At 49.9% G+C, this 24,476-nt stretch carries 20 protein-coding genes; 13 read left to right on the top strand and 7 right to left on the bottom strand.

The window, feature by feature from the left end:
• Window positions 1-107 precede the first annotated feature (107 nt).
• The 4 genes from HC229_RS08975 (at window position 108) to HC229_RS08960 (ending at window position 5,815) form a co-directional block, all read left to right on the top strand.
• Window positions 108-1,508 carry a tetratricopeptide repeat protein gene (locus tag HC229_RS08975; protein WP_191020142.1) on the top strand — a complete coding sequence of 467 codons (1,401 nt, stop codon included), beginning with the start codon at window positions 108-110 and terminating at the stop codon, window positions 1,506-1,508.
• Between the two features lie 184 nt (window positions 1,509-1,692).
• Window positions 1,693-2,448, top strand: coding sequence for a shikimate dehydrogenase family protein (locus HC229_RS08970; protein ID WP_191020141.1), 756 nt, complete (start codon window positions 1,693-1,695; stop codon window positions 2,446-2,448).
• 132 nt (window positions 2,449-2,580) lie between these two features.
• Complete coding sequence (locus HC229_RS08965) at window positions 2,581-4,818, top strand: DUF349 domain-containing protein (protein ID WP_191020140.1); 2,238 nt, start codon at window positions 2,581-2,583, stop codon at window positions 4,816-4,818.
• A 313-nt stretch (window positions 4,819-5,131) separates the two neighbouring features.
• The gene (locus HC229_RS08960) at window positions 5,132-5,815 is read left to right on the top strand and encodes a Crp/Fnr family transcriptional regulator (protein WP_191020139.1); all 684 of its coding nucleotides are present in this window, start codon (window positions 5,132-5,134) and stop codon (window positions 5,813-5,815) included.
• Between the two features lie 222 nt (window positions 5,816-6,037).
• On the opposite strand, the gene HC229_RS08955 is transcribed toward HC229_RS08960, so the two are convergent.
• The 6 genes from HC229_RS08955 to HC229_RS08930 form a co-directional block, all read right to left on the bottom strand.
• Entirely contained in the window at window positions 6,038-9,577 is a 3,540-nt protein-coding gene (locus HC229_RS08955) for a choice-of-anchor I family protein (protein WP_191020138.1), read from the bottom strand.
• 269 nt (window positions 9,578-9,846) lie between these two features.
• A complete protein-coding gene (locus HC229_RS08950) occupies window positions 9,847-10,752 on the bottom strand; it encodes an alpha/beta hydrolase (protein ID WP_191020137.1) in 906 nt (301 codons plus the stop codon).
• A 48-nt stretch (window positions 10,753-10,800) separates the two neighbouring features.
• Window positions 10,801-11,574 carry a nucleoside triphosphate pyrophosphohydrolase gene (mazG, locus tag HC229_RS08945; protein ID WP_191020136.1) on the bottom strand — a complete coding sequence of 258 codons (774 nt, stop codon included), beginning with the start codon at window positions 11,572-11,574 and terminating at the stop codon, window positions 10,801-10,803.
• A gap of 107 nt (window positions 11,575-11,681) precedes the next feature.
• On the bottom strand, window positions 11,682-12,230 hold the full coding sequence (locus HC229_RS08940; RefSeq protein ID WP_191020135.1) for a DUF5606 family protein: 549 nt from the start codon (window positions 12,228-12,230) through the stop codon (window positions 11,682-11,684).
• 105 nt (window positions 12,231-12,335) lie between these two features.
• Window positions 12,336-12,926, bottom strand: coding sequence for a peptide deformylase (def, locus tag HC229_RS08935; protein ID WP_191020134.1), 591 nt, complete (start codon window positions 12,924-12,926; stop codon window positions 12,336-12,338).
• Between the two features lie 219 nt (window positions 12,927-13,145).
• Window positions 13,146-13,541, bottom strand: coding sequence for a hypothetical protein (locus HC229_RS08930; protein WP_191020133.1), 396 nt, complete (start codon window positions 13,539-13,541; stop codon window positions 13,146-13,148).
• A 197-nt stretch (window positions 13,542-13,738) separates the two neighbouring features.
• Between HC229_RS08930 and HC229_RS08925 the strand changes: the two genes are divergently transcribed.
• Genes HC229_RS08925 through HC229_RS08915 form a run of 3 tightly spaced genes read left to right on the top strand, consistent with a single transcriptional unit; the run spans window position 13,739 to window position 16,372 of the window.
• Complete coding sequence (locus tag HC229_RS08925) at window positions 13,739-14,482, top strand: class I SAM-dependent methyltransferase (protein ID WP_191020132.1); 744 nt, start codon at window positions 13,739-13,741, stop codon at window positions 14,480-14,482.
• Window positions 14,483-14,486: 4 nt separating this feature from the next.
• Window positions 14,487-15,308 (top strand): META domain-containing protein, encoded by an 822-nt coding sequence (locus HC229_RS08920; RefSeq protein ID WP_191020131.1) that lies wholly within the window; start codon window positions 14,487-14,489, stop codon window positions 15,306-15,308.
• Entirely contained in the window at window positions 15,308-16,372 is a 1,065-nt protein-coding gene (locus HC229_RS08915) for a winged helix DNA-binding domain-containing protein (RefSeq protein ID WP_191020130.1), read from the top strand. The genes HC229_RS08920 and HC229_RS08915 overlap by 1 nt, the downstream gene beginning before the upstream one ends.
• Here the strand turns inward: HC229_RS08915 and HC229_RS08910 are convergent, their stop codons facing one another.
• A complete protein-coding gene (locus tag HC229_RS08910; protein WP_191020129.1) occupies window positions 16,373-16,738 on the bottom strand; it encodes a winged helix-turn-helix transcriptional regulator in 366 nt (121 codons plus the stop codon).
• Window positions 16,739-16,847: 109 nt separating this feature from the next.
• Between HC229_RS08910 and HC229_RS08905 the strand changes: the two genes are divergently transcribed.
• From HC229_RS08905 to HC229_RS08880, 6 genes are all read left to right on the top strand, one after another.
• The gene (locus HC229_RS08905; RefSeq protein ID WP_191020128.1) at window positions 16,848-17,468 is read left to right on the top strand and encodes an FMN-dependent NADH-azoreductase; all 621 of its coding nucleotides are present in this window, start codon (window positions 16,848-16,850) and stop codon (window positions 17,466-17,468) included.
• Window positions 17,469-17,804: 336 nt separating this feature from the next.
• On the top strand, window positions 17,805-18,236 hold the full coding sequence (gene ruvX, locus HC229_RS08900) for a Holliday junction resolvase RuvX (protein WP_191020127.1): 432 nt from the start codon (window positions 17,805-17,807) through the stop codon (window positions 18,234-18,236).
• 96 nt (window positions 18,237-18,332) lie between these two features.
• On the top strand, window positions 18,333-19,835 hold the full coding sequence (locus tag HC229_RS08895; RefSeq protein ID WP_191020126.1) for a malate:quinone oxidoreductase: 1,503 nt from the start codon (window positions 18,333-18,335) through the stop codon (window positions 19,833-19,835).
• Window positions 19,835-20,629, top strand: a complete 795-nt coding sequence (locus HC229_RS08890) for an HAD family hydrolase (RefSeq protein WP_191020125.1) — start codon at window positions 19,835-19,837, stop codon at window positions 20,627-20,629. The genes HC229_RS08895 and HC229_RS08890 overlap by 1 nt, the downstream gene beginning before the upstream one ends.
• A 420-nt stretch (window positions 20,630-21,049) precedes the next feature.
• The gene (locus HC229_RS08885) at window positions 21,050-23,272 is read left to right on the top strand and encodes an FUSC family protein (protein WP_191020124.1); all 2,223 of its coding nucleotides are present in this window, start codon (window positions 21,050-21,052) and stop codon (window positions 23,270-23,272) included.
• A gap of 320 nt (window positions 23,273-23,592) precedes the next feature.
• Window positions 23,593-24,408 carry a 2,3,4,5-tetrahydropyridine-2,6-dicarboxylate N-succinyltransferase gene (locus tag HC229_RS08880; protein ID WP_191020123.1) on the top strand — a complete coding sequence of 272 codons (816 nt, stop codon included), beginning with the start codon at window positions 23,593-23,595 and terminating at the stop codon, window positions 24,406-24,408.
• Window positions 24,409-24,476 lie beyond the last annotated feature (68 nt).

Here is a 24,476-nt window from a genome sequence, read left to right as displayed (position 1 = left end):
GTGAACCAAGTGTTAATTAAATTGTTCACAACAATTGTCCGCTGCAACGGCTATCGCGATAGCACTTAGCTAATTTTAGTCGCAGGATAATTCTAAAAATTTCAAGTATGCAACTCAGCGACGAAGACGAAGAATACAGCTTATCCTTATCTAAATTCGAATCGATGTTGAAAACCAACAAAGTCCTCTTTTTTGATTCGGAGGAGTTTGAAGACATCATTCTCCATTACCTTGATACGGGTAAGGCCGCACTGGCTAAAAAAGCGCTTAAACTGGCGCTCGAACAGCATCCGAGATCGACCGGTCTCAAATTGGTGCAGGTCGAGATGCTTATTTATGACGACAAGCTCGACATGGCTGAAAAGCTCCTCAACGAACTTTTCGCGCTCGAGCCTCACAACGAAGAAATCTACATCCAGAAAGCCAACATACTCTCCAAGCGCGACAAGCACGAGGAAGCGGTGGAACAGTTGCGCATCGCGCTCAAATACACTGAGGATTATGCCGATGTATACAACCTCATGGGCATGGAATATTTGTTCATGGATAACCTCGAGCTGGCCAAGGACAATTTCATCAAATGCCTTGAAGAAGATCCAAAAGACCAGGCGGCGCTTTACAACGTCGTGTACTGTTTCGAGTTTTTGGATCAGAACAAGGAAGCGATCGAATATCTCGAGAAGTATATCGACCGCAATCCTTACAGCGAAATCGCATGGCATCAGATGGGCCGTTTGCATTACGGGCTGAAACAGTACGAAGCGGCATTGAGGGCGTTCGATTACGCTACCCTCATTGACGAGGAATTCCTGGGCGCCTTTATGGAAAAAGGAAAGGCTCTCGAGCGCCTGAAGCGTTACGACGAAGCCATAGAAAGCTACAACCGCACGATCGAGATAGACGACCCTACTTCCTATGCATTGCTCCGGATTGGGAAATGTTATGAAAAATTGGGCAAAAAGCCACTTGCTCTAAAATATTACAACAAAACGGTTCACGAAGATCCTTTGCTCGACAAGGGTTGGATCGCCATCACGGACTTTTACGTACGCGAGAAAAATTTCCAAAAAGCGTTGTTTTACGTCAACAAAGCGCTCAGCATCGATAATACCAACCGTTTGTACTGGAAGCGTTACGCGGTGATCAACAAAGAGATGAATTTCTTTGAGGAGGCGGAAGTCGGATACAGAAAGGCCGTGGAGTTGGGCGACTACCAACTCGACACCTGGTTGTTTTGGGTAGACATCCTGCAGTTTTTAGGCGAATTCGACAACGCGACCCAAACCTTGCTTCAGGCGGCCGAATATTTTCCGGAGGAATACCAGATCGAATACCGCCTCGCCGGAATCTACTTTATGCGTAAGGAGGACGCCAAAGGCAAATTCCACCTGAGCAATGCGTTGCGACTCAATTTCAACAACCACAGTTTGCTCAAGGACTTGTTTCCCGCAGCCTGGGAACGAAAAATTGTCCGCAATATGATTGACAAGTATAAAAACGAACACTAAAAAGTTCAGTTCTATCTATTGAAAAACCGGTTCGAAAGTTCCGGTTTTCTTTTTTTTAGTATGGCATGATTTGCACCCAGTGTCGAAATCTGCTTGTCGAACTATAAATATTTTCCGGTCACTCATTCGCGAATCCGCGGCTTTATTCTAATATTTGCAGCTCGCGTAACCGAACAATCAGCGTATGGAATTTGACATCGAACACCAAAAGAAAGTTTTCGGGCTTGTGGGCCGCGATATCTCCTACTCCTTTTCGAAGAATCATTTTACCGAAAAATTCAAAAGCCTTGGCCTTGAAGACTTCCGCTATGACAATTTTGACATTCCTGATATTTCCGAATTACCTGAAATACTCAAGACACCCGATCTTGGCGGGCTCAATGTGACGATCCCTTACAAGGAGGACGTGATGCCACACCTCGACCTGTTGTCTGAAAAGGCAAAAAAAGTGGGAGCCGTCAATGCGATCCGATTTACGAAAACCGGAAAATCAAAAGGCTACAACACTGACGTTTACGGATTCAAGCAAGCGTTGCTGCCACTGCTGCAGCCACATCATACCCGGGCGTTGATCCTGGGTACGGGAGGCGCATCGAAAGCGGTGGCTTATGCGCTGAACAAGCTGGGTATTTTCTATACGTTCGTTTCCCGGGAAGACAAACCGGGCATGATCGACTATAACCGCATCAACGCGACAACGTTCGACAATTACCAGATCGTGATCAATTGCACGCCCCTTGGTACACACCCGAATATTTCGGAATGCCCGCCTTTGCCTTACGAATATTTCACCGATAAACACATCGCGTTCGACCTTGTCTACAATCCGTCCGAAACCGAATTCATGAAACGCGCGGCCCAACATGGTGCGGTTGCCAAAAACGGTTATGAAATGCTTGTGTTCCAGGCCGAGAAGGCTTGGCGAATATGGAACAGGTAATTTTCGCGCATCGATTCGTTTTTATCGGTTAGGCAGTTGCGACGCCTTTGTTAATGGGCATTTCCGTGCGCTTTTTGTTTTGCGTTTCAAAATGACTTTATTACCTTAGGGCGCTAATTCAATCGCAACCGCATGTCAGAAGATAAGAATGATAACCTGCTTCACGCAGATGGACAACCGGAAAACCAAAACGAAAACACTTCGGCTCCCGAATCCGGAGAAGTGACCGAGACCAACGCCTCGCCTGAAATCGCGGCAGAAGACACTTCCGAAAATCCCGGAATCGCCGAAGCCATGGTTGCGGAATCCGAAAAACCCGAAGTTGAAGAAGCGCCGGAGCCTGACGAAGTCGAGATTCCCGTCGGTGACAAGCCTGCTTCGGAACCCAAGGTAGAAGCCAATGTTCGCGCAGAACAAGAGAGCAATGCCAGCATTGGGGAAGCTTTCGTGGCGGAATCGGAACAGCCTGAATCGGAAGCGCCTAACGTGGTTACCCTTACGGATGAGGAAGTGGCCGACGACAGTTTGGTTACCGAAGACAATGCTGACTTGCTCGGACAACCTGATCCGGTTGCAGCCGTTGCGGCAATTTCGAATGCGAACGCCGAAATTGGAGAAGACGCGACGCTTGCCGATCACCACGAGCATGACGTCCCGGATTTCGACACCCTATCGATGGGAGAATTGGTAGACGAATTGGAAAAACTCGTCGGTGTGGAGAAAGTCATGTCCGTGCGCGATCACGTCGAGCATCTGCGTTCGGCTTTTTTGGCTAAATACAATCATTTCATCGAAGAAAAGAAGGACGAATGGCAGGCCGAAAATCCGGAGACTACCGATGAATTTGAATATCATTTTCCGCTGAAACAGCGCTTCGACAAGCTTTTCAACCAATATCGCGATAAAAAGAATTCCCACTTCAAAAGTGTACAATCCAATCTCGAAGGCAACCTCAAGGCGCGACTCGAGATTGTCGAGGAACTCAAAAACCTCATCAATCCGAACGAAAACATCAAGGACACGCTCAAGCATTTCAATGAGTTGCGCGACCGCTGGAAAAATGCAGGTCCGATCCCGAAAGACAAATACAACCACGTTTGGAACAATTACCATTTCCACGTCGAGAACTTTTACGATTACCTCCACCTCGACCGGGACGCGCGTGACCAGGATTTCAAACACAACCTTGAGCGCAAGCAAAAAATCATCACGCGTGCCGAAGAGTTGGTCAACGAGGCCGATGTAACGAAAGCATTCCGGGAATTACAGGACTTGCACCGCCTCTGGAAAGAAGAAATAGGACCCGTTTCGCGCGAACACCGCGAGTCGATCTGGAACCGTTTCAGCGAGCTCACGCGCCAGATGCACGACAAGCGAGAGACGTTGCACGAAGCACAACGAGGGAAAGAGACAGAAAACCTCGACAAGAAAAAAGATATCATCGCGCGCATCGATGCCGTAACGGCCGAACCTGTGACGGCACACAACCAATGGCAGGGACAAATCGAAAAGATCGAGGCGCTGCGCAATGAGTTTTTTGCCACGGGCAAGGTTCCGCCTGAGGTAAACGAAGAAATTTGGACGGGTTTCAAAACCGCCGTCCGGAATTTCAACGCCCAGAAAAATTCGTTCTACAAAGACATCAAAAAAGACCAACAGGACAACCTCAACAGGAAACTCGCGTTGGTAGAGAAAGCCAGGACGCTCCAGCAAAGCGAGGACTTTGCGGCCACGACTCCGGTAATGAAGCAAATCCAGGAAGAGTGGAAAACGATTGGTCACGTTCCGAGAAAATACTCCGACAAAATCTGGAAAGACTTTAAGGAAGCGTGCAACCACTACTTTGAAAGGCTCAAGGAATCGAGATCTGAAGTCAACGGAGAAGAAGCCGAGGCGTTCGAAAGTAAAAAGAATTACCTCGACGAGCTGCGCACATTTGAGATGACCGGCGACCACAAAACCGACCTGGCAGCGATAAAAGGTCATATCGAAAAGTGGAAATCGTTCGGAAAAGTGCCGTTCAACAAGCGTCACATCGAAGGGAAATTCAATAAAATTCTCGACGCCTTGTTCGAAAAACTCAGCCTGAGCAAGAAAGAAGGCGACATGATGCGCTTCACCAATCGCGTCGAAGCCCTTGCCGGAAGCGATGACACGCGCAAGCTCGACAACGAGAAGATCTTCCTCATGCGCAAAATCGACGAGGTTCAGTCAGAGATTTTCCAGCTTGAGAACAACATCCAGTTTTTTGCGCATGCCAAGAAAGACAACCCGATGGTAGCCGAAGTCCGCAAGAATATCGAACGCCACAAAGAGGAACTGGAAACGCTGAAGCAGAAGTTGAAGCAATTGCGCAACATGCAGCAGTGATGTAGTTTAATCATAGAACAGAGCCAGGCGTTTGCTTGGCTTTTTTTTTGGGATTTGCCGGATGGATTCCAGTTGTTGTATTGTATGCGCCAGGTTAGGATGACATTTAAGATTTTGTACAGTTTGTCTGTATTTGAGCAAGTGGAAATCCCGTTATTTTTACGGGTGGGTGGTGGCGGCATTTTTTTTGGTTAGCGGCTTAAGTACGTTTGCTTCGGACTTATTCCCGTATACCAAATCGCGTCCGAGGTTCTTGCGGAACCGCAATTTTATCGCGCGAAGTTGCTAACTTTGCAGGACCAAACAACTTGAGATGAGCAAGTGCGAGCAATGTATCGTCCGGGAGTTCTGTTCCCTGAAAGCCTTGACCAAAGAGGAACTTTTGCATATGGCCGAGTGCAAAACATCGAAAAGCATTCGCAAAGGCGATGTGATTTTTGCGGAAGGCGAAAGCGTCAACGGTGTGTTTTGCGTAAAGGACGGCGTGTGCAAACTCACGAAATTGTCCTCGAATGGAAAAGACCAGATCGTAAAACTCGTCAGGAAAGGCGAATTGCTCGGGCAGCGCTCGATGATTTCCGAAGAGCCCGCCAATTTGAGTGCCGTAGCCTTGGAAGACATGACCGTGTGTTTTATCCCGAAGTATGAAATCATGAGATTTTTCAACCAGAACAACAAATTTTCGATGAGCATGATACGCAGTCTTGCCGGCGATTTGCGCGAAGCCGACGACCTGATGGTGAGCATGGCGCAAAAAACCGTCAAGGAACGTTTGGCGCACACACTGCTTTATTTGTCGGACACGTTTGGTACCGCCGCCGACGCAAGCCTCAAACTCCAACTTTCGCGAGAGGAAATCGCAAGCATCATCGGCACCGCCACTGAAAGTGCCATCCGATTGTTGTCCGAATTGAACAAAGCGGGTTTGATTTCGTTGGACGGAAAGCGCATCACGGTGAACGATCGCAAGGCGTTGCAGCGTTTGAGCGGCGACTGAAGCTGGTTCTGGGCCCGTTGCGTTAGGGATTGCAGCAAAATCCTTTTTTGGGGCGTGCGCAGCAAAGCCCAAAAAAGATTGGAGCGAAAAGCCCGACGGCGGCTTCGCGATAATTGTCGCCACCCGGGACTTGCTGCCGCCGGAACGCCCAAAACAAACCGGCCAAAATAGAAAAAGCCGTCCCTTTCGAAACGGCCTTAACTAAAAATAAAAAACTAACATCTACTCAACAACAATCTTCTGGGAGGCGCCATCGGTAGTCTTTAAGATGTAAATCCCGCTCGAAAGGTTGGCGATTTCAAGGCTGGAAGCATCTTTTTTATGTGCGGCCGAACGCCCCGAGAGGTCGAACATTTCCACGGAAACCGGTCGGTTGAAGAACAATTGGCCGTTGCGGACAGGATTTGGGTAAGCTGCAAAGCTCTCGGTAGGTTCGACATCGCCGATTCCGAGCAAATCGTTTGCGATCCTGTAAATGCTCAATGTGGCGCTGACTTCATTGGCAACGACGACCAATCCCGTGTCGACGGGGCTGTCGGCCGGTTTGATGTAAATGATGCCTTCAGGCCCAAGATCGCCACCGTTCCCGTTTCGGCTGTTCTTATAGGTCACGAACGTCGGGCTTTGCGGATTCGTGACATCGTATACCATGACGCCACCGATTCGCTCCAAGGTGATGAATGCATAGAACGCACCGTTGATTTCAGCCACGGTCACGCCTTCCGGCTCCGGGCCTTTATTGTCCGATCTATTCTTGAAATTGGCGTTGTCGTTGCTCGCGTTGAACCACGCCCCGTAAACCGGATCGGCTGCCGTGATGCGCTCAAAATCGTCTCCCGAATCATAGACAAGTGCGCCAGTCGTTCCATTCCATATCGAAAACGAACGCGTCCCGAATGCGTGGATTTCGTCATAATCGCCGTCTCCATCGGTATCGCCGGAAGCGGAAGTCACCGCGAGTCGGCCGAGACTTGTATTGCGTTTCAGCTCCGCGGCATTCGGGAAAACCGTGGCATCGAGCACGTAGTCGGCATCCCCTATTTTCATTTCCTCTTCCATATTGTCGTATTCGCGCGCATCGCCCTCGTTGGCTGTCACCAGATACGTCGTCCCGCCGACAGTGAAGTTGGCCATCGCATCTGGCATGTACAAGCCTTTGACAGGCCAATTGGCAAGGAAGATTTCCCCGAGTTGATCGGATGTGTCAAGTGTATTTGCGGGAAGGTTGTGGTCTTTCGTACCAAGCGGCAAAATATCCGTGACGACGTTGTTTGCAAGGCTGATACGGGCCACGGCGTTGTTTTCCTGGAGTGTGACCCAAGCGGTTTGGTTGTCGGCGGAAACCGTTATATATTCCGGCTCCAAATCTTGGGAAACCGAAGCATTCGGCCCGAAAATGCGAACTCCGGAAGCTTTCAAGGCGTCTTTTTGCGAATCGAATGCGTTGAAGTTGATGTTCGTCACGTCGGCTTGGGTAATGTTGCCCAATCCGCCCGAAACGTCGATAACCGAAATCGTGCCTTCCGGATCGATGCCGTAATCAGAGTTCGGCTGGCCTTCGTTCGCCGTCAGGACTTTGAGCCCATCGTGGGTAAAGGTGACCATGTCGGGAAGGACGCCCGCCTCGACTGACGAGATGTTTTGTCCGTTCGCGTCCATGAAAACGACTTTTCCATTTCCGAAATCAGCGCCTTCCACCGTGGCGACCACCATTCCGTTTTTAAACGCTACCGATGTCGCTCCGATTCCGTATTGCGTCATGTCGATCATCGCGATTTCCGCAATTTGCTCCGGGTTAGAGAAATCCAGTATCGCCAGTTTCGTTGCGGTGGAATTCACGACGAACAAGCGTTGCGTGGCCGGATCGTGGGCTACGATTTCGGCCGATCCGTTCGCATCTACAAGGTAGCTGTCGAGATATTGTAAATCCAATGCAACAGATGCCGCAGGGGCGTTGAAATTGGCGTCCTTCAAGTAAACCGTCATTGTAGACGTTCCTTCGATTGGCGTGTTGTCCGTGTCGGTCAACCTAAGCACGAAAAATTTGCCTTTCCCGTCGGCGGCGTTCAATACCGGAACGTTGACGGTCTGGGTCGTCGTGGCATTGGGCGCAAAGTTCAACGTTTGGGCCGACAGCGTGAAATCTGTTCCGGAAATGGCGGTTCCGACGTTCGGCATGACCGACAATTGGATCGTCGCAGCTTCGGTAAAAATATTGGTCACGGTAATGTCGATGCTTACCGAACCCGAGGTTTTGTCCACGATTTTATATGGGTCATCGAATGAAGCGGTAAACGACGCGTTCTGCTCGTAAATGCCCGGAGATGCGTAGACGTTGCTTCCGAGCGATTGCCCGACAAGATTTGTCGCAGCCTGCCAGTTGTCGCCGGAATTCAGGTTGCCATTTAAATCCTTGAGTTCAATCGACGGGCCGTTTCCGTCGGCCGCGGTTGGCCATGCGCCCGAATCGTCATATGCGACCTGGGAAATGACGCCGTCCTGCGTGTTCAAAACCTGAAGCAATTCCCCTCCGTTGCCCAAAGCGTTTACGATACCTTGTGGCATATCGAGGAATTCCGCTCCGTAAAACGCATCGGCACTGGCCTTGTCTGTGGCAAGCAAGACGGTTCGGTGGGAAGCGAGGTTCATTTCAGGGAAACGGAATACGAAATTGGCTTCGTCCTTGATGCATATCCCGCCCAAAGCGATCGCATTGTCGGAATTATTGTAAATCTCAAGGAATTCAAGTTCGTTGCTGTTGTCCGAAGGCGCATTGTACATGATTTCGGTAATCAGCAATCCCGAAGCCAGCGCATTGAAGAATATCGGCTCGCTCGTATAATTTGACATTTCGTTGTCCGAAACATCGTTGATTCCACTAATTGAAAGCGTATAGGCGATTCCCGTAGCGAAACCGGCGTGCGTCAACGTGACTTTGTTCAAGGTTGCGTCGTAAGCGGCAGAACTGATGGCCAAAGCGGGAGAAAAACTATAATTTTCGAGGTTTTGTGCATCGGCAATGGCAACGCTTTCCGAAAATACCACTGAAACGGTAGCCTGGGTCGCGGCGATCGAAGCAACCGAAGGCGCTGTGGCGTCGCTATCCGAAACGGTAAAAACACCAGCATTGAATGGCAAATCAGGCGTTGTTCCGTTAATATGGTCATCAGCCGAGGAATCTTCCAACTGCCAATTGGAGGCAGCATGTAACTGAGCGTGAAAACCGTTGATGTCCAATCCGTTTCGCGGGCCGTTGTAAATCCCGATATCGGTTCCTTCCGGAAGCAGCACTGCCGTTGTTCCTATCGACAGGCCTGTGTTGGCCAGTGATCCGAAACCGGAAGCCGCATTGGCGATGGCGGCCAAGTGTACCGATGGCGTGCGGGGCGCACCTAAAAACGCGAACATGGCCTCGCTTGAAGCCGACAAACCGCCCGCGTTGTTGTTTTCTATCGTCCCAACAGAAGGCGTAATGGCCGCGCTGACATTGTTGATGGAAATGACGGTTCCGGCCGGGACGATCTGGGCTCCCGAGTTCCAGGTAAAATCGCCCTCATCTCCCGCAGGGAATGCGGTGCCATTCCACTCCGAATCGCAAAAGTAAATCTTGGTGTTCGGGGCGATGTCCTTAAAGGTAACGAAGGCAATGTCGTCGTCTCCGTCCGCGTTCCAGCCCACGAAAGCAATGTCTCCTGGTTGGGAAATCTGTGCCTGGGCCACGGCTGCAAGAACAAGGCAACCCAAAAGCGTAATTTTTTTCATGTTGTCGTCAGGTTTATTTGGGACTGCAAGTTAGCCCCGACACAGCCTCAGGACGGTTACGCGAATTTTACGGTTGGATTAGCAAATGGGAAAGGAAACGTTTGGAAAATGTTTGGAAAATGTTGCGTTTTGCGTTGGCCTAAGGGAACATGCAGTCGGCAATTGGTTCCCGGCCGGGTTGCGCGGTTCAGCAAGGTGCTATCGAGCGTCCATTTCGGGATAAAAGTCGGCGTTTACTGTTCAGATAGCTGTAAAATCGCGGCGTACTGCTACTTTTTCAGGAAACGGTCGAACCAGAAGACGAACGCTTTCTGGTCGTTGTTCATGTCTTTCCAACCGTGACCGGCTTCTTTTACGACCGAAAGCGCAACGGGCACCCGGGCTTTTTCAAGTCGGGAAACGAAATGCCGGGACTGCTGCAAAGGCACGACATCGTCTTTGTCGCCATGTGAGATGTAAACCGGAGCGTCGTCCTGGGAAATCAGTTGGGCAGGCGACATAAGCGAATCGATTTTGAGCATTTCGGCTTCGGGAACCGCGATGTAAGCGTCCGTTGCCTCGTCGTATCTGGTATAGCGGAAGCAACCTTCGACACGCATTGCTTTAAGGAAAGCCGCCTCTTTTCGGATCGAATGCCGGTCTTTCCCATAATTGAGAAAGTCAGTCGGCGCAGAGAAAACCGCAACCGCCTGAACTTTCGACGATACCCTTGACATCGGATCTTTAGCCGAAGCGTCCCGCACATCATCTGAAGTAGAAGCAAGCAACGCCAAATGCCCACCGGAAGATGTTCCGGTAATCCCGATGCGGTTTGGGTCGATATCGAACTCCGCCGCGTGATAGCGAACGTATTGAATGGCTTTTTGTATGTCTTCGAGCGCCTCGGGAATGGCATAACGCGGGCCTGAAGCGTGTTCGGCCAGGAAAACCGTATAACCTGCGTCCACGAACGTTTGGGCACGGTCTTTATACAATCCGAACAATGCGTGATCGGAATACCAACCGCCACTCAACACACTCACGACCGCTTTTCCGTTAGGTTGTTCAGGCTTCAGGATGGTCATCGTCAGGCCCATTCCGTCGCGTCGGGCGTAAATGATTTCGCGGTCGGAATCGGGAACGCTCCATCCGAAAAAAATCGACAACAATCCAATTATAAAACTATTGCACAACATCAGTCAAGAGTTTTTGCGTCCGTTATCGTAAAAATTTGATTCGCGTAGTTACAGTTTCTTGGCCTCGTTCCAAAAGACGTCCATCTCCGCAAGCGTCATATCGCTCAATGATTTCCCCATTTCCGACGCTTTCGATTCGAGATATTGGAAGCGCCTGATGAACTTTTTGTTGGTGCGCTCCAACGCATCCTCGGGATTTACATTGAGAAATCGGGCGTAATTGATCATCGAAAACAGCACATCCCCAAATTCAGACTCGATCTTATCCTGGTCGCCATTCTTGATTTCCTGCTTGAACTCCTCGATTTCTTCTTCTACCTTGTCCCAAACCTGGTGCGGCTCTTCCCAATCGAAACCTACGCCTTTGGCTTTGTCCTGGATTCGCGAGGCCTTTACCATGGCGGGAAGCGATTTCGGAACGCCTTCAAGCACTGATTTCTTGCCTTCTTTTAATTTGAGTTTTTCCCAATTCTGCTTGACCTCTTCCTCATCCTGTACCGATACGTCCGCGTAAATGTGCGGATGGCGGTGGATGAGCTTGTCGCAGATTTCATTGGCGACATCGGCTATGTCGAAGTCGTTCGTCTCGCTTCCGATCTTGGCATAGAAGACGATATGCAACAACAAATCGCCCAATTCCTTTTTGACTTCCTGCAAGTCGTTGTCAAGAATTGCCTCGCCGAGTTCATAGGTTTCCTCGATGGTCAGATGACGCAGCGACTGCAACGTTTGCTTTTTGTCCCATGGACACTTTTCGCGCAGCTCGTCCATGATGTCGAGGAGGCGGTTGAAGGCGTTGAGTTGAGATTGGCGCGGATTCACTTTTGAATTAAAAATAATAATGAATAATGGTCTGAGTTCACTCAAAAATAAAAAAATCCCGAGTTCCAAAACGGAAATCGGGATCGTGAGTTATAAAAAGATACGAACTATTCTTCGTTCTTCTTCGCTTTTGGTTTTTTGGCCGCTTTCGGCTTCTCCTCATTTGCGGTTTCATCCGCTGTCGGCGTCGCTTCCGACTTTTTCGGCTTGGCCGGTTTTGCTGCTTTTTCGGCTTGATCGGCGTCTTGCTTTTCAGCCTCCGCTTTTGGCTCGTCTTTCGAAACAAGCCCTTTGGCCTGTAGGATATTATACCAGTTGAACACTTTTTTTATGTCCGAAACATATACGCGGTCTTTGTCGAAATCCGGGACGACCTGTCCGAAATAGCTCAGTAGTGTAGCATTGTCTTCTTTGGCAGACGGCGCCGCACCTTCGTTTTCCTTGACCGCAATGGCACGCAAAACCTCCACCAGAGGCTTTTCGCCACTTTCGGTATACATCGAAATTTCAGACAACAGGCTCACGTTGCTGCGAAGCCCGACCGTCACTTTTTTTCCGTCGAGCAGCGACTCGGCGACAAAACCGGTGCGTGTTTGTAGTTTAAGTTCGAAAAGGCCCGGTTTTCCGGAGATCGCCAAAATTTTGTCTACATTCATAGTAAGTTACATCTCGAAAGTCAAAGCCAAAAGTCGAAAGACATTGTCACAGGACAACAATCAAACGGCCGGAACCCGACTTCGTTTATTAGTTAATGATTCGTTTTATCTGCTTTTTTTGGGTCCGACAAACTTCATTCGATAATCCGGACGCACTTTGCCATCCATGATTTTTTGAAGTTTCCCTTTTACCAGTTGTTTTTTGAGCGTTGAGATCCTGTCCGTGAACAAAATTCCCTCGATATGATCGTATTCATGCTGGATAACGCGCGCTATGAGCCCGTCGAACACTTCCGTTTTCGTATTGAAATCTTCATCCTGGTATTCTATCGTGATGGTCTCGTGTCGGTAAACATCTTCGCGCACTTCGGGAATGCTCAGGCAGCCTTCGTTAAAGCCCCACTCCTCTCCTTCTTCTTTGAGCATTTTGGCATTGATGAACACTCGCTTGAAGTTTTTCAACGCCTGCTGTTCGTCCTGTTCTAGGTCGTCATCTTCCCCAAAAGGCGTGGTATCGATCACGAAAAGCCGTATCGGCAATCCCACCTGGGGCGCCGCCAGTCCTACGCCATAGGCATTGTACATCGTATCGAACATATCCGACACAAGTTGCCTGATTTCAGGATAGGATGCTGAAATGTCCTGCCCTTTCTTGCGCAGCACAGGATCGCCGTAGCCAACAATAGGTAGTATCATCTTAATGGTTTTAGCCGCTGTTTTGGGCGGAAACGTTGGCAAAAATACGCAAAAATTGCACATTGGTTTTGCCTCTTGCGATAATTGGGATTTTTTTTGCAGCCGCCCGGATGTCCTGACTTAAAACGTAGCCGTTATGCGTTCGCCTTGAACGCGATACGGATCGCCAGCAAATCGTCATGCGCGGATTGATCGATGCATCACCTTAGCCTGCCGGCGTCAGTCACTTTCGGCGTAGGAACGCTGGGTCGATGCAATAATCGGATTGCTGAAAGTCACCTGGTAGCGCTGCTTGCCCGAGTAAAGGAACATCCGCTCGTTTCCGATAAGGGTTATCGTCACATCCCGTTGCTGTTGGTCTTTGCACAAATAAACGATGCCGCCATCGGGCAGGTTTTTCTTGCTGTGAACCGAGAGTTGATAATTGCGGTCGAGCGCGAGCACGATTTGGGAATCGCTGAATCTGGCCTTCCGGGGAACGATGCGCTTCACGTTTTGCCAATGCATTTGGGCATCACTCACCTGAAATCCGCTAAAATCCAATTCTTTGTACTGGGCCGATATGGTAAAAGGACCAACCAGCGCTAGCAGCACCAGAAAATGTTTGTAGGTCATCAATGTCGATTTGGTTCTGGTATAACGCCCCGCGGCATTCAATATTTTTCCGACAGGTGTTAAAGTTGTAAACTTTGGCCAAAGTCCTTAAAAACGGTTGCTTGGCCGTTTTGTAAATTTGAGGTTCGCCTTAATCGAATCGCACAATTTCGGTTCGCTTTTCTGCGTTCGGACACTGTTGTGAAAACCATTCCGTCATGAAAGACAATTTTTCTGCCCAGGCTACGAAATACGCCCAATATCGTCCCCAATATCCCCAGGCACTTATCGATTATGTGTGCACGTTCGTCCGGACTCCGGGTAAAGCACTCGACCTGGCGACTGGAAACGGTCAGATCGCCCAAAAACTTTCGACGCGGTTCGAATCGGTTTACGCGACCGACATCAGCGAAAAGCAACTCCAGCATGCCGTCAAGGCTGACAATATAACCTATAAACTTGAAACCGCCGAGCAAACCTCGTTCGACGACAACAGCTTCGACCTCATCACGGTAGGACAAGCCGTACATTGGTTCGACTTTTCGATATTTTACAAGGAAGTGTACCGCATCCTGAAACCGGAAGGCGTTTTTGCGATCCTCGGCTATTCCCTTCCGATTACGAACCCTCGCGCCGACGCCGTCATTTCCCATTTTTACCACGATATCATTGGCCCTTACTGGGACGCCGAACGTCGGTTTGTCGAGCAGCGCTACCAAACCATCCCTTTTCCGTTTAAGGAAATTGAGGCCATCCCGTGGCAAAATGAAGTCGATTGGAACATCTCACAATTGTTGGGCTACCTCGAATCGTGGTCGGCGACGCAACACTATAAAACCAAAACCGGCATCAACCCGGTCGATCTAATCAGGGCCGAACTTTCGCTGGTTTGGGAAGCTGGCGACAAAAAGGTGAGATTTCCGCTTTTGCTGCGCATCGGCAGGCCGTACACTAAATTCTGAAGTCATGAAACGTTTGTTGCTCTCCGTTTGTACTTTGGGACTTGTCTCCGGATGCGGGCCCAAAAAAGAAAAAGATCCCGAACCGGCCCCTACCGAAATTGGCGACACTTCGATCGTCGAGGCCGCCCACACAGCCGAAAATTCCCTCGACTACCTTGGGCGCTACAAAGGCAAAATCGACGGCAAGGAAACTTCGATTGAGCTTTCCGAAGATTTCTCCTACCTGATGACTGCCACGTTAGTTTCCGGTAAAAAAGCGGAAGTAAAAGGCATTTTCAAGTGGAACCCGAAGGGCGACGCCATCGTGCTCGACGCCGGGAAAGAGCAGGAAAAACAATTTTTTGTAGGAGAGCGTTTCCTGGTTTTGCTTGATGCGGACGGCAAACGGCTCAATGCCAAAAATACTGGCGATTACGTACTGGCCAAACAAAGCGAAAGCGATGCGGCAAAGTCGGACGGGACGCCAATGGACCGGCTGCCGCAAACCATCACGGGCATACATTGGAGGCTTTCTGAAATCAACGGGCGAACCTTTCGCGCATCGGATAAAAAAGAATATTTCATACAGCTCAATCAGGACGGCAGTTTCGGGGCGTTCGCCGGATGCAACCGAATGGGTGGCAAATACGAGCTCAACGGCAGCAAAGTCAGAATGTTCAACATCATTTCGACGATGATGGCGTGTCCTGAGATGAAAATTGAGGAAGAGTTTAAAAAAGCGCTCGAAACCTGCGACAATTATGTCGCGAACGAAAAGGTGTTGCAATTTCGGAAAGGAGGCGCGAATCTCGTTAAATTTGATGCTTTCGACTTACCAAAACCCTGATGGATTTTACCGACATCTCCCAACAACGCCTTCAAAACCAACAGCTTTTATCGCCACAAAGCAAATCGATTGCTGAGCTCGTCAGGCATTTCGGGGCGATACAGGCCCAGGACTATGCGATGGCGAAATGGGCGATCGGGTCGCGGCTTGCCGATATTGTCGACGCGGATGTCGATCTGGCGATAGCCAATGGCGAAATCGTCCGCACCCATGTACTGCGTCCCACCTGGCATTTTTGTGCATCAGAAGACATTGGCTGGATGCTCGAGCTCAGCGCGAAGAACATTCGGGGGCAAATGGCTTCGAACGACAAAAAATTAGGGCTCGACCAGGAGCTTTACAACAAGTGCTTCAAGTTGATCGAAAAAGCGCTCGAGGCCGGGCATCTGTCGCGTCCGCAAATCATGGAAATCCTCGAATACAACGGCATCCGTACTCACGATTACAGAGGCGGGCACATCATGGCGGCGGCAGAACTTGAAGGTTTGGTCGTCAGCGGCAAGCGCATCGGCAACGAACACGGTTATGCACTGATGTCCGAACAGGTCAGGAAACCGAGGCGACTGTCACGCGAAGAAGCGTTATCGCAACTGGCCGCAACGTATTTTACCAGTCACGGCCCGGCCACCATCCGCGATTTTCAATGGTGGAGCGGTTTAAACCTCACAAATTGCCGCCAGGCCATAGCTTCGAACGAGAGCGTTTTGGAAAACGTCGTGATTGAAGGACAGGAATACTTTTTTTCGGAAGTGCATCCCAATCGTCAACGCTCCACCTTTCTGCTTCCCGCTTTCGACGAGTTTCTGATTTCGTACAAGGACCGAACACCCTCGATAGCCTCCGAACACCAAAAACACGCCTTCACGATGAACGGCATCTTCAAGCCGATCGTCGTCGTGGACGGCCAGGTTTGCGGCATTTGGAAACGCACCGTCAAAAAAGATCAGGTAATCGTTGAGACCGACCTGGTGTACAAAATTCCACAAAACCGGCTCGCCGAATTAAGGCGACAGGCGCATCGCTTTTCAGATTTTCTTGGTAAAACACTGGAATTCAAGGCTTGATCAGCCGTTTATTATTTTTTGGCGGTGCAGGTAGCCCCATTTGCGCAACGCGGCGATGACGTCGGACAGCGTGTCGGCATGCTCGGTCCGGGCATAGATTACCGTTGGCGGGAACGTGTCGAGCACCGTTCGCGTGACCAGTTGATTGATCTCCAGATCCTTTAGTTCCTTTGACAGCATTTTATCGGTTATGCCGTTGACTTCGGTAGCGATTTGTCGAAAGCGCATTTCTCCCGTCGAGAGCGCGATGAGGATCGGCAATTTCCATTTTCCGCTCAGTATTTCCAGCGCATCGCGAACGTGCATGAGGGCTTGGGTGCATTCGGTGGCGGTAAGCGTCGGGCTTGGCAATGTTTTCAGTGACATAGTGTTATGGCTTTACTTTACACGAGCATAGCACTATCCGAAAGGATATTACTATATTTTAGAAAGCAAATGTAAATAAGTTTGCGTCGTTAAACAAATCATTGACGACATGAAAATACTGAACATTCTTTCCAGCATAAACGGAAAAAATTCCCATAGCAACAAATTGGTATCGGCCATCAATACCCGTATTTCTTCGGAATTTACGGACGTTGAAATCCTCGTGCGAGACCTTTCCGAAAACCCGCTTCCGCATCTCGACGCCAGTCATTTCGTCGCCTTCGGATTGCCATCGGAAGCAAGGACGCCGGAAGCCGAAGCCGCCGTGTTCCATTCGGACACAGCCATATCCGAAATCAGGCAAGCCGATATCATCGTGATCGCCGTCCCGTTCTACAACTTCAACATTCCCGGCACTTTGAAATCCTGGATCGACCACATCGTGCGTTCGGGGGCAACGTTCACTTATGGCGAAAACGGCCCGAAAGGTTTGCTGGAAAACAAGAAAGTCTATCTCGCCATGGCAAGTGGCGGCATTTATTCGACCGAAGCGATGAAAGGCCTCGATTTCGCCGAGCCGTATTTGCGGTTCTTGCTGGGCTTTATCGGTTTGACCGATGTGACGACATTTCGCGTCGAGGGGACGAAAATGCAAGGCGTAGGCGAAAAATCGTACGAAAAGGCGATTGAGCGGATTTCGGAACACATGTTCGCCACACAAAAGTTGTAACCTATTCCTTGTTTTTTCCAAACGTGTTACGGTTTTGTAACTGGAAGCAATTTTCGCTACAAAATGTTACAACTTGGAAACGCGCGACTATTGTCGACCCGGCTTAACGACGCTGATCGTGGGACACCCGCCACACCCAATAAACTGCTCCGCCCCTATTTCCTTAAAAGTATTTTTTTTGGTTACGAGCTGAAAGCCAGCCGCGGATTCGCATTGGCGTCTGGCTACTTTTTAGTTCGCGCTAACCCGCTTCGGTACGATCAGTTTATGAACAACTGTGGCAAATTATAGCTCAGTATTCCGTGTATTTTGCGATCTTTGGCTAACTTTTGCAACATGAACCTAAAGACGCCTGGCCGCATCCTGGCCATCGATTACGGAATAAAGCGCACGGGAGTCGCCGTCACGGACGAAATGCAGATCATCGCCTCGGGCCTCACGACCGTAGCGTCGGAAACCGCGATCACTTTCCTGGAGGCTTATTTTTCAAAAGAAACCGTCGTCAAAGTCCTCATAGGCGAACCCAGGCAAATGGATGGAACGCCGTCGGAGAGCACGTCCATCATCGAAAAATTCGTCGAGACGTTCAAAAAGGCGTTTCCCGAAATGGAACTCGTGCGCGTTGATGAACGTTTCACGTCAAAAATGGCGTTCCAGGCGATGCTCGCTTCCGGCCTCAAGAAAAAACAACGTCAGGACAAGGCGTTGCTCGATGAGATTTCGGCGGCGATCATGCTGCGCGATTACCTGTCGCGAAAGATGTTTTAGCGCTAAAACGTTATCGTAGATTCTTTTCTAAATTCATTCTAAATAGCTTCTTTTTACTGCGGTTTCGGCCTATCTTTGCGCGCGTAAAACACAGCCATGAACAGCGACAACACTTCGATTCAACCGGGCACGGATGTCGTGCTCATAGGCGCCGGGATCATGAGCGCCACTTTGGGCATCATGCTCAAGGAATTGCAGCCCGATATCCGCATCCAGATATTTGAACGCCTCGACCACGCCGCAGCGGAGAGTTCTGACGCGTGGAACAACGCCGGCACCGGGCATTCCGCATTTTGCGAGCTCAATTACACGCCGGAAGACCAGCAAGGAAATATCGACATTTCCAAAGCCCTGAAAATCGCTGAATCTTTCGAAGTTTCGCGACAGTTCTGGAGTTTCCTTGTCGAGAAAGGGATGATTTCCAGCCCGGAAGGTTTTATCAGGAGCATTCCGCACGTCAGTTTCGTATGGGGACCTTCGAACGTTTCGTATCTCAAACGCCGACACACCGCCTTGCAAGCCAACCCTTTGTTTTCGCAAATGGAATATTCCGAAGACCACGATGTCCAGAAACAATGGATGCCGCTCGTCATGGAAGGCCGCAATGCATGGGAGCAAACGGCCGCGACTTATATGAAAATCGGTACCGATGTCAACTTTGGCGAATTGACGCGATCGATGTTCCAATACCTCCAAAAGCAGGACGGTGTCTCGATTTTTTTCAACCACGAGGTAAGACGTCTTAAACAGAAGGACAACGGCACCTGGCGGATTACCGTACGCAACCGCGCCAACGGGGAAAAGTCGCATACGCGCACGCCTTTCGTTTTCATCGGGGCCGGCGGCGGCTCGCTTCCGCTGCTCGAAAAAGCGCACATTCCTGAAGGTGACGGTTTTGGCGGATTTCCCGTCAGCGGTCAATGGCTGCGTTGCACAAACGAGGCCGTCATCGAAAAACACTTTGCGAAAGTATACGGAAAAGCTTCTGTTGGTGCGCCACCGATGTCTGTCCCTCACGTTGATTCCCGCATGATCAACGGTAAAAAAGAATTGTTGTTTGGGCCTTACGCCGGGTTTTCGACGAAGTTTCTCAAAAACGGTTCGTATCTCGACCTTCCGCTATCGATCAAATCAAACAATCTCATCCCGATGTTGTCCGCCGGATTCCACAATCTTCCGCTGACGAAATACCTCATCGATCAGGTTCGCCAATCTCAGGATGACCGAATGGAGGCCTTGCGCGAATATGTGCCCGATGCCAAAAGCGAGGATTGGGTTTTGGAAACCGCCGGCCAGCGCGTCCAGGTGATCAAAAAAGGGAAAGACGGTGGCGGCGTTCTCGAATTCGGGACGGAAGTCGTCACCAAAGCAGACGGTTCTTTGGCTGTATTGCTTGGTGCTTCACCGGGCGCTTCCACGACGGCTTCGATCATGATCGACCTGCTCCACCGTTGTTATTTCGACAAGGCGAACACCAAAGAATGGCAGGACAAGTTCCGCGAAATGGTGCCGTCTTACGGTAAAAAGCTGAACGACAATCCTGAATTGCTGGCTGAACTCCGAATGAAGACGGCAACGGCGCTCAAAATCGAAAACTGATGACCAGACTTATCGTTACGGATATGGACGGGACGCTTCTCAACGACAAACGGGAACTTCCCGCATCCATCTGGGAAACCATCGCCCAACTCAACGAAAAAGGCGTAATGTTCGCCGTTGCCAGTGGCCGCCAATATCAAACGCTGGCGGACATTTTTGAGCCGGTACGCGACAAAATGTTGTTCATGGCCGAGAACGGGACTATCGTGGTCAATAACGGGGAAGTCATTTCGACGACGGCTCTCGACAGGACGCTTGTGCACGAATTCATTGACACCGCGCGTGGGCTCGACGATTGCCATATCGTTCTCTGCGGTGCCGAAACGGCTTATGTCGAAAGTACCGATGCGCGTTTTTTGGCTAAGACCGGGGATTATTTCCACCACAAAAAAATCGTCGACGATCTTATGGAAGTCGATGCCGATGTCCTGAAATTCACGGTTTGCGACTTCAAAAATCCTGAAAACTACAGTTTTAAATATTTTGCGCCATTTTCAGATCGCGCCCAACCCGCCGTGGCAAGCGAGATCTGGCTCGACATCATGCCGCTTTATGCCAACAAAGGCGCCGCTCTCCGAAAAATGCAGGAGAAATTGGGAATTTCGAATTCCGAAACTATCGTGTTTGGCGATTATATGAACGATTTTGAGATGATGCAATATTCCGAGAACAGTTATGCGATGGCCAATGCGCATCCGGAAATCCTGGCCATCTCGAAGTTCCGGACGAAATTGGACAACAATCACGGTGGTGTGATTGACACGTTGAGGGAGTTGGGTTTGGTTGGTGGTTAGTTGATAGTTGATAGTTGGTAGTTGGTAGTTGATTGTTGGTAGTTGGTAGTTGATTGTTGGTAGTTGAGGGTTGGTAGTTGGTAGTTGAGGGTTGATGGTTGGCAGTTGGTAGTTGGTAGTTGGTAGTTGGTAGTTGGTAGTTGAAAGTTAAGAATGCAGAAAGTTAGGTTCGGGAAAATTTAAGTTTTTCTACAGATTTTCTGTAATCGGGTGGTTTGCTATCCCGCTAAATTTACGGGTGGGTGGTGGCGGCTTTATTTACAGATGATTTTGTATATAATTTCTGACAAGTATTTCCAACACAAATTTTCTCCACCCAAAACGCCTCGCTTTTCCTGCCCAAAAATCTTTCGCCAAAGTTGCTACAACATTAACCGGTGGCTGTTCCAAATTCGGCGGCCAATCGCTAACTTTGTTTAGATGGTTGAAAAAATCCGACAGTTTACCGACAGCACCAATTTCGAGAACGCACTCAAAGTGACGGTTGCCTCGGTAATACCGGTGATCGTGTGTTCCCAACTCGGGATTTTCGACATCGGATTCACGATTGCCCTGGGCGCCTTCCTCACCTACCCGGCCGACATTCCAAGCAATCTGCGCCATAAGATCAACGGCGTTCTCGTAGCGGCGGTGATCGTCGCCGGCAGCACCTTGCTTGTCAATCTCCTTTACCCGTATCCGTTCGTTTTGTACCCGTTTGCAGCCTTCGCCTTGTTTTTTCTGGCGATGATTTCCGTTTACGGACACCGCGCCAACATGGTTTCGTTCTCCGGATTGCTGGCCGTCGCGTTGGCTTTCGGACATCTGAAAACAGGCTGGGAAATGTTTGCGCAGGCCGGATGGATGCTTCTCGGCGGATTGTTCTACCTGGCTGTCTCCCTGACCTTCCACTTCGTAAGGCCGCACCGTTACACCGAATTACAGTTGGCCGAATGCATGCGCCTGACGTCCAAATATCTTAAACTCCGCGGGGATTTGTGGGAAAAGGAAGCCTACCGGTCCAAGATCATCGAAAAGCAACTGCACCTTCAGGTCGAGCTCAACACGATCCACGAAAACATACGCGAAGTCGTGATCCGGACGCGCTTCAGCTCCGGTAATTCCGACCGCAATCGCCGTATGCTGCTCGTTTTTATTTCGCTTGTCGAGATCATGGAACTCGCGCTCTCGACCTCGTTTGACCACAACAAGCTGCACGCAAAATTCGAAAAGCACGAGAACGTCCTCAAAACCTATCAGAACCTTGCATATAATCTGGCAGCCGTCGTCAAAAAGATCAGGCAGAGCATCGAGCGCAACAGCCAATACGAATCGCGTCACAACCTGCTTCAGGACCTGGCCGGATTCGAACACGCCATCCGCAGTTACGAAACCGAACTGGGAAAGGAAGAAGCGTCGGAAGGCGTCTTCATGCTTACCAACATGTTGCATTATGCCGAAAAACAGATAGAGAAAATCAAGATCATCGAGAGAGCGTTCAACGAGCGCAAGATTGAGTTCAAGATGCTCAAGAACCGCGACAAAGACCTCGAAAAATTCCTGGCGCCGACCTATTATCCGTGGAGCACCTTGCGTGAAAATCTCGGGTTTTCCTCGATGATCTTCCGGCATTCGCTGCGCATGACCGCCACGCTAATCGTAGGATTTCTGGTCGCCGCTGTGTTCCATCTCGAAAACGCTTACTGGATCCTGCTGACTATTGTGGTCATCATGCGCCCCGGCTACGGACTGACCAAAACACGCTCCTACCAGCGCATCTTCGGGACGGTTCTCGGAGGCATCATTGCGTTCGGTGCGTTGCATTTTATAGCGAGTTCAGCCGTAATCGCGGCCTTTACGATCGTCTGCATGCTGCTCGGGTTTGCCTTTACAGCCACGAACTACAAGATCGGCGTTACGTTCGTGACGATGTATGTCGTGTTTTTGTATGCTTCGATCTCACCCAATATAAACGAGGTGATCGAGCTCCGTATCCTCGATACGATCATCGGGGCCACGCTTTGTTTTGTCGCCAACTACTTCCTGTGGCCGTCCTGGGAATTTCTCAACGTGCCGTCCCATTTGAAAAAATCGATCGAGGCCAATCGCAATTACCTCAACGAGATCTCGCTTTTTTACAATCACAAAGGCGATGTGACCACTTCATACCGCCTGGCGCGCAAGAACGCCTTTATCGAGACCGGCAACCTGATGGCGTCCTTTCAACGCATGTCGCAGGAGCCGAAATCAAAGCAAAAACAATTGCCGCAGATTTACAAGCTCGCCGTGCTCAACCACACGCTGTTGTCTGCCTCGGCGTCTTTGGGGACGTATATCCAATCGCATAAGACAACCCAGGCGTCCAACGCATTCAACATCGTGGCCGAAACCGTCATCCGCAACCTCAACCGCGCGATATCGCTGTTAAACATGGAAGCCGCGGCCAACCAGGAAATCGATGCGAACGACGGCGATTTGGCGATGCGTTTTACCGAACTCAAGAACATCCGTACCCGCGAATTACAGGAAGGGCATCTCGAGGAAAGCGAGGAATTCCGCCTTAAGATGGAGGAAAGTCAATTGGTCATCGAGCAGCTTGTCAACCTCACGGGATTGTCCGAAAACGTCTTGAAAAGTGTGAAGCGATTGCTTTCGGATGGATGATTTTGTCGATTCGCTCTTAGCTTCGCTCCGTTCGGCCACGCCTTATGTTTTTATCCTTTCGTTCGAGTTTCGTCCCTAACATGGAAATTGGAGTTTGGAATTTGGATTTTGGATTTTGAAATTTGAAATTTGAGTTTGCCCCTTTCGTGGCAATTGCTCTCGATTCGGCGATTTCGCTCATTATCTAATTATCTAATCAACCATTCGCTAATTTGCTAATTCGCTAATTCGCTAATTCACCAATTCGCTAATTCGCTAATTCACCAATTCGCTAATTAAATTATCCCAATTTGGCCTAAATTTGTAAAAAACAGAATTTGATGAACCACCTTCGTGAAACCATAGAAAAAGCATGGGATGACCGTTCCCTTTTACAAGATCCGAAAACACTCGACGCCATCCGCAAGGTAGTTGACCTTCTCGACGAGGGCACGATACGCGTGTCTGAGCCGACGCTCGATGGCTGGCAAGTCAACGAATGGATCAAAAAAGCCGTGGTCTTGTATTTTCCGATACAGAAAATGGAAACCTTCGAGGTCGGAATATTTGAATACCACGATAAAATCCCCTTGAAGCGAGGTTATGCGGCAAAAGGGATCCGCGTTGTGCCTCATGCTGTGGCGCGTCACGGGGCCTATATTTCAAAAGGCGTGATCCTGATGCCGAGTTATGTCAACATCGGCGCATTCGTAGACGAAGGCACGATGGTCGATACCTGGGCAACCGTCGGCAGCTGTGCCCAAATCGGCAAGAACGTCCACCTTAGCGGTGGCGTCGGGATCGGCGGCGTTTTGGAACCGCTCCAAGCTGCTCCAGTAGTTATCGAAGACGGAGCGTTCATCGGGTCCCGCTGTATCGTCGTAGAAGGCGTCCGCGTTGAAACCGAAGCAGTCCTTGGCGCCAACGTCTGCTTGACAGCATCGACCAAAATTATCGACGTGACAGGAACTGAACCCGTAGAAATGAAAGGATACGTCCCGGCACGTTCGGTTGTGATCCCGGGAAGTTACACCAAGAAATTCGAGGCAGGGGAATTCCAGGTGCCTTGCGCGCTGATCATCGGGAAACGCAAACCGTCGACAGATCTTAAAACGAGTTTGAACGATGCTTTGCGTGAATACGACGTCGCCGTTTGACAATTATAATTAATGATGTCGAGCTGAAGTATCGCGTCGATTCAGGCTTCCGACTTCCGATTCCCCGA

The sequence above is a fragment of the Flavobacterium selenitireducens genome, from assembly GCF_014748335.1.
Taxonomy (GTDB): domain Bacteria; phylum Bacteroidota; class Bacteroidia; order Flavobacteriales; family Flavobacteriaceae; genus Flavobacterium; species Flavobacterium selenitireducens.
The sequence above is the reverse complement of the archived record's forward strand: the minus strand, read 5'-3'. Positions and strand labels throughout refer to the sequence as shown.

Bases quoted from the DNA above. Each gene is read 5' to 3' on its own strand.
- HC229_RS08975 (WP_191020142.1), top strand. From the start codon at position 108: ATGCAACTCAGCGACGAAGACGAAGAATACAGCTTATCCTTATCTAAA.
- HC229_RS08970 (WP_191020141.1), top strand. From the start codon at position 1,693: ATGGAATTTGACATCGAACACCAAAAGAAAGTTTTCGGGCTTGTGGGC.
- HC229_RS08965 (WP_191020140.1), top strand. From the start codon at position 2,581: ATGTCAGAAGATAAGAATGATAACCTGCTTCACGCAGATGGACAACCG.
- HC229_RS08960 (WP_191020139.1), top strand. From the start codon at position 5,132: ATGAGCAAGTGCGAGCAATGTATCGTCCGGGAGTTCTGTTCCCTGAAA.
- HC229_RS08955 (WP_191020138.1), bottom strand. From the start codon at position 9,577: ATGAAAAAAATTACGCTTTTGGGTTGCCTTGTTCTTGCAGCCGTGGCC.
- HC229_RS08950 (WP_191020137.1), bottom strand. From the start codon at position 10,752: ATGTTGTGCAATAGTTTTATAATTGGATTGTTGTCGATTTTTTTCGGA.
- HC229_RS08940 (WP_191020135.1), bottom strand. From the start codon at position 12,230: ATGAATGTAGACAAAATTTTGGCGATCTCCGGAAAACCGGGCCTTTTC.
- def (WP_191020134.1), bottom strand. From the start codon at position 12,926: ATGATACTACCTATTGTTGGCTACGGCGATCCTGTGCTGCGCAAGAAA.
- HC229_RS08930 (WP_191020133.1), bottom strand. From the start codon at position 13,541: ATGACCTACAAACATTTTCTGGTGCTGCTAGCGCTGGTTGGTCCTTTT.
- HC229_RS08925 (WP_191020132.1), top strand. From the start codon at position 13,739: ATGAAAGACAATTTTTCTGCCCAGGCTACGAAATACGCCCAATATCGT.
- HC229_RS08920 (WP_191020131.1), top strand. From the start codon at position 14,487: ATGAAACGTTTGTTGCTCTCCGTTTGTACTTTGGGACTTGTCTCCGGA.
- HC229_RS08915 (WP_191020130.1), top strand. From the start codon at position 15,308: ATGGATTTTACCGACATCTCCCAACAACGCCTTCAAAACCAACAGCTT.
- HC229_RS08910 (WP_191020129.1), bottom strand. From the start codon at position 16,738: ATGTCACTGAAAACATTGCCAAGCCCGACGCTTACCGCCACCGAATGC.
- HC229_RS08905 (WP_191020128.1), top strand. From the start codon at position 16,848: ATGAAAATACTGAACATTCTTTCCAGCATAAACGGAAAAAATTCCCAT.
- ruvX (WP_191020127.1), top strand. From the start codon at position 17,805: ATGAACCTAAAGACGCCTGGCCGCATCCTGGCCATCGATTACGGAATA.
- HC229_RS08895 (WP_191020126.1), top strand. From the start codon at position 18,333: ATGAACAGCGACAACACTTCGATTCAACCGGGCACGGATGTCGTGCTC.
- HC229_RS08890 (WP_191020125.1), top strand. From the start codon at position 19,835: ATGACCAGACTTATCGTTACGGATATGGACGGGACGCTTCTCAACGAC.
- HC229_RS08885 (WP_191020124.1), top strand. From the start codon at position 21,050: ATGGTTGAAAAAATCCGACAGTTTACCGACAGCACCAATTTCGAGAAC.
- HC229_RS08880 (WP_191020123.1), top strand. From the start codon at position 23,593: ATGAACCACCTTCGTGAAACCATAGAAAAAGCATGGGATGACCGTTCC.